The 4,669-nt window shown below is 70.9% G+C and carries 5 protein-coding genes; 4 read left to right on the top strand and 1 reads right to left on the bottom strand.

The window, feature by feature from the left end:
- Positions 1-140 precede the first annotated feature (140 nt).
- The 4 genes from UWG_RS34405 (at position 141) to UWG_RS0126680 (ending at position 4,053) form a co-directional block, all read left to right on the top strand.
- Positions 141-290: a hypothetical protein gene (locus UWG_RS34405; RefSeq protein ID WP_474773832.1), complete on the top strand. Its 150-nt coding sequence runs from the start codon at positions 141-143 to the stop codon at positions 288-290.
- Between the two features lie 412 nt (positions 291-702).
- The gene (locus UWG_RS0126690) at positions 703-1,431 is read left to right on the top strand and encodes a transglycosylase SLT domain-containing protein (protein WP_016910253.1); all 729 of its coding nucleotides are present in this window, start codon (positions 703-705) and stop codon (positions 1,429-1,431) included.
- Between the two features lie 965 nt (positions 1,432-2,396).
- Positions 2,397-3,152: a transglycosylase SLT domain-containing protein gene (locus UWG_RS0126685; protein ID WP_016910252.1), complete on the top strand. Its 756-nt coding sequence runs from the start codon at positions 2,397-2,399 to the stop codon at positions 3,150-3,152.
- A gap of 205 nt (positions 3,153-3,357) precedes the next feature.
- Positions 3,358-4,053 (top strand): DedA family protein, encoded by a 696-nt coding sequence (locus UWG_RS0126680; RefSeq protein WP_016910251.1) that lies wholly within the window; start codon positions 3,358-3,360, stop codon positions 4,051-4,053.
- 22 nt (positions 4,054-4,075) lie between these two features.
- Here the strand turns inward: UWG_RS0126680 and UWG_RS0126675 are convergent.
- On the bottom strand, positions 4,076-4,669 hold a 594-nt coding region (locus UWG_RS0126675; RefSeq protein WP_016910250.1), incomplete at its 5' end, for an SDR family NAD(P)-dependent oxidoreductase.

Here is a 4,669-nt window from a genome sequence, read left to right as displayed (position 1 = left end):
TGCAAACCGCCCTGTCACCAACGTGCCGGGACAACACACCTAGGCGCGCTCGCGGGCGGGCACCATCCGGCGAGTACCCGTTCCGGCGAGCTGCCGGACGCGGGTGACCACAGCCCGTGTTCGCACGCCGGGGCTCCGGGATGGCAGGGTGTCCCCTCGGTGGAGCCGTGCGCGCCACCGAGCACCCAGGAAGAGGCAGAGAGGAGACCGCCATGTCGTCGAAGCGTCGCCGCAAGAAGAAGGCCCGCCGCAACAACGCGGCCAACCACGGCCGCCGGCCCCAGTCCTGAGGCCGACAGGCCCCGAAGCCCGACCCCCGCTCCCGCAGGCGCAGCCCCGCGGGGGCGGGGGTCGTCGCGTGTCCGAGGGTCTCGGACAGGCCGTCATCCCCCCGTCACCGAGGGTCCGTTGCCGGTGCCGGTGTGCTTACGAGCCGTGCCTCGGAGCCATTGACGGGAGGCCCTGGGGTGGGCTCCCTCATAGGAGCCAGCTCACGTCCGAAACTGGTTCGTAGGAAGTACCGGTCCGCGGCGCCATGGAGGGCGTCCGTGTGCGCGGGCGCTCGGCCGGGCCCCGTAAGCCGCTTCGTAGGTCACATCTTTGCCCCTGGGCCGAGCCTGCTCTAACAATTGCGGACATTGCACGCCATAGCGGACGAACCTCCGCGAGGCACGCACGCAACCGGAAAGGGCACTCACCCTCATGCTCAACGCCACCTTCCTGAACCGCCCCTCGAAGCTCCGTACCTACTCCGTCGCCGGTGTGACAGCCGCCGGTGCCGCAGCGGCGCTCGTGATGGCGGGCACGCCGGCCGCGGCTTCGGACGCGCCGAGCGACCAGGGGGCGAAGAAGACCGCCACCGCGCAGCCGGCCAAGACCGCCGACGTCAAGGACGGCAAGGTCCTCGACATCCCCGGGCAGCGCGGCCACGAGGGCGACCTGACCAACGCCAAGGCCCAGGGCAGCATCCTCGACAAGGACGCGCAGGCCGGCGACAACAAGAAGGCCAAGAGCGGCGACGAGAAGAGCGGCAAGGCCGAGAAGGCCGACGACCGCGCCAAGAGCGACGCCGCCTCGCGCTCCGCCGAGCGGAGTGAGCCGAAGAAGTACAGCAACAACCTCGACGGCTGGATCAAGGAAGCCCGCGATGTCATGAAGAAGAATGACATCCCCGGCTCCTACGACGGCATTAAGCGGAACGTCATGCGCGAGTCCGCGGGTGACCCCAACGCCGTCAACGACTGGGACGTCAACGCCCAGAAGGGCACCCCTTCCAAGGGTCTGCTCCAGGTGATTCAGCCCACCTTTGACGCCTACCACGTCAAGGGCACGGAGAAGGATCTGACCGACCCGGTCGCCAACATCGCCGCGGCGAGTAACTACGCCGCCGACAAGTACGGCTCGATGGACAACGTCGACTCCGCGTACTAAGGGGAACACGGCCGCAGGGCCCGACCCCTCGCAGCGGGCCGGGAGCAGGGCGCACAGCCCCGCTCCCGGCCCGCTTTCGTATGCCGGATGCCGGGGCTTCGAGCGGACGACTCGAAGCCCCTCGCCGGATGCGGTGCTTCGGGCCGAGCGCACGGGAGCGCGGGCGTCCGTGACGGCGCTTTGCGCGCCTGGTGTGCGCCCTGGGCCAGTGTGCGTCCGGGCTCGACGCGCACCTCTGACGCAGCCCTCCCCGCCCCGTACGCGGGGAGCGACGCGCCCGCCAGGCGGATGCGGTGGGAGGGGTGGCGGGCCGCCGTCGGCTCGCAGGCGGAGACGCCTGGGGGCGCCGCTGTTTCGCTGCCACGCCTGGGCGTCGGGAGCTGTGGGGGCTCGCTCACCCTGCGTGGAGCAGGGCTTCGCCGGCGCGGCCGCCCGCGCGACGCCCCTGTTCGGCGCCGGCCCGCTGGGGCCGAGGGGCTGCCTGCACCCCGTGCCGTACGCCCCACGGGGTGAGGGAACGGCTGGGCAGGGCGCACGATCCCTGGCACGGCTGCGGTCGCACCAGACTGTCTGCCGCGTCTCGGCTCCCCTCATATGCGCGTACGCACCCGAGCCCCAGCAAGGGGGTACGCATCGGCGTCCCGCGGCTCGCGCCGGTCCTCTGGCTCAACTCCCGTATGCCGACAGTCGGTTACGTACCGTCGCACCCGGGCCGGTGCCGGGTGCGCTCGCTCATAGGGCCCACGTCACCCCCGAAGGACCGTAGTCGCGGCAGCGCCGCGCCGGCCCTTGCGTGCGACGGGCCCCGCGGGCGCGAGTGCCGTCGGCGAACGTACGGCAACGAAACGGCGTCGTAGGTCACACCTTTGCCCCGGGGCTCGACCTGCTTTAACAATTGCGGACATTGCTCGCTGATGCGGACAAAGATCCTCATCGGACCCGCAAACGAAAGGGCACCCACCCGCATGCTCAACGCCACCACCTTCCTGAACCGGCCCTCGAAGCTCCGCACCTACTCCGCCGCCGGTGTGGTCACCGCAGGCACCACCGCGGCTCTCGTGATGGCGGCGGCACCTGCCGCCTCGGCACAGGGCGCGCCGAGCGACCAGGGGCCGAAGAAGGTCGTGTCGCAGCAGGACGGCAGCGTCGCCAAGGTCGCCGACGTGGACAGCGACAAGGCCCTGGCCATACCCGGCCAGCGCGCCCACGGCGGTGATCCGACCAATGCCGACGCGCAGGGCAGCATCCTCAGCTCCGCCGGCCAGGCCGGCGGCGAGGACGGCAGCACGAAGACCGGCGCCGAGGGCACCAAGGGCAACGACGCCGCTGAGAAGGCCGACGACCGCGCCAAGGACGGCGCCGCGTCCCGCTCCGCCGAGCGGAGCCAGCCGAAGAAGTACAGCAACAACCTCGACGGCTGGATCAAGGAAGCCCGCGATGTCATGAAGAAGAACGACATCCCCGGCTCCTACGACGGCATCAAGCGGAACATCATCCGCGAGTCCGCCGGTGATCCGAAGGCGATCAACGACTGGGACGTCAACGCCAAGAACGGCGTCCCGTCGAAGGGTCTCCTCCAGGTGATCCAGCCCACCTTCGACGCCTACCACGTCAAGGGGACCGAGAAGGACCTCTACGACCCGGTCGCCAACATCGTCGCCGCCTGCAACTACGCGGCTGACAAGTACGGCTCGATGGACAACGTCGACTCCGCGTACTAAGGGGAACACGGCCACAGGACCCGACCCCTCGCAGCGGGCCGGGAGCAGGGCGCACAGCCCCGCTCCCGGCCCGCTTGTCGTGTGCCGGGGCACGTCATGGGCGACGGATGCCCGATGCAACGTCCTGTCCCGCAAAGCGATCACATAACGTGGCCCGCGACCCGGGGCCGTGCCCCGCAGACCGTCCGCCTGCCCCGGAGGCCCGATGCCCGCTTGCTCTGCGACCCCGTACCTGCCGCCGCTCCACCACACGGCGCTTCCCCAGGAGCCCGCCGGCGGCCTCGCCGGATGGGCGGCCGATCTCGTCGACGTTCTCGGCGGTCCCGGCGCCGGGCTGGCGATCGCGCTGGAGAACCTCTTCCCGCCGCTGCCGAGCGAGGTGATCCTCCCGCTCACCGGGTTCGCTGCCGGGCAGGGCGTGCTCACGCTCGGGTCAGCGCTCTTCTGGACCACGCTCGGGTCGGTCGTGGGGGCGGCCGCCCTGTACTGGATCGGAGTGCTCTTCGGGCGGGAGCGGATGTACGCGCTCTGGGAGCGGCTGCCGCTCGTCAAAGTGGCGGACCTGGAGCGCACGGAGACGTGGTTCGGGCGTCACGGGACGAAGGCCGTGCTGCTGGGGCGCATGGTGCCGGTCTTCCGGAGTCTGATCTCGATACCCGCGGGCGTGGAGCGGATGCGGCTGCCGCTCTTCCTGGCGCTCACGGCACTCGGCAGCCTGCTGTGGAACACCGTGCTGGTGACCGCCGGTTACTTGCTGGGCGACCGCTGGGAGCTGGTGGAGCAGTACGTCGGGGTGGTGTCGAAGGTGGTGCTCGGCGCGGTCGTCGTGCTGCTCGCGGCCTGGCTGACCGTGCGTCTCCGCAACCGAGGCGAGCGCCGTAGGGGGACAGGCGACGCCTGACGAGGCTGCCGGTCGGCTCGCCTCAGATGTGGGAGCCGCCGTCGACGCGGAGATCCACGCCGGTGAGGTAACTCGCGTCGGGCGAGGCGGCGTAGGCGAGGGTGGCGGCGATCTGCTCCGGGGCCGCAGCGCCGAGAGGCGAGGCGATGCGGGCGTAATAGCTGTAGTCCGGGCCGGGCGGTAGCACGCCGGAAGCCGTCAGCGGGGTGTCCACCGTGCCCGGGGAGACGGCCACCACCCTGATGCCGCGGCCTGCCAGCTCCGCCGCCAGGCTCAGCGTGAAGCCGAGCACGGCGCCCTTACTCGCCGAGTAGGCGGTCATGTACGGGTTGCCGTGCGCGGCGGCCGTCGAGGCCACGTTGACGATGACGCCCGTCCCCTCCGGGAGGTGCCGCAGCGCCTCACGGCAGCACAGCGCGGTGCCCACCAGGTTGACGCGGTAGAGCCGGTCGAGGTCGGCCATGCTCAACTGCTCGATCGGCGTGGTGCGGTGGACGCCCGCGACGTTCACCAGGACGTCGATACCGCCGAGTTCCTCCGCCGCTGCGTCCACCACCTCCTGCACGGTGTGCTCCTCGGTCACGTCGGCCGTGCGAACCGTGAGGCTGCCTCTTTC

Origin of the sequence: Streptomyces xiaopingdaonensis, from assembly GCF_000262345.1 — a bacterium.
GTDB lineage: Bacteria > Actinomycetota > Actinomycetes > Streptomycetales > Streptomycetaceae > Streptomyces > Streptomyces xiaopingdaonensis.
The sequence above is the reverse complement of the archived record's forward strand: the minus strand, read 5'-3'. Positions and strand labels throughout refer to the sequence as shown.

Excerpts from the sequence above, each read along its gene's own strand:
- UWG_RS0126690 (WP_016910253.1), top strand. The coding sequence starts at position 703 with ATGCTCAACGCCACCTTCCTGAACCGCCCCTCGAAGCTCCGTACCTAC.
- UWG_RS0126680 (WP_016910251.1), top strand. The coding sequence starts at position 3,358 with ATGCCCGCTTGCTCTGCGACCCCGTACCTGCCGCCGCTCCACCACACG.
- UWG_RS0126685 (WP_016910252.1), top strand. The coding sequence starts at position 2,397 with ATGCTCAACGCCACCACCTTCCTGAACCGGCCCTCGAAGCTCCGCACC.
- UWG_RS34405 (WP_474773832.1), top strand. The coding sequence starts at position 141 with ATGGCAGGGTGTCCCCTCGGTGGAGCCGTGCGCGCCACCGAGCACCCA.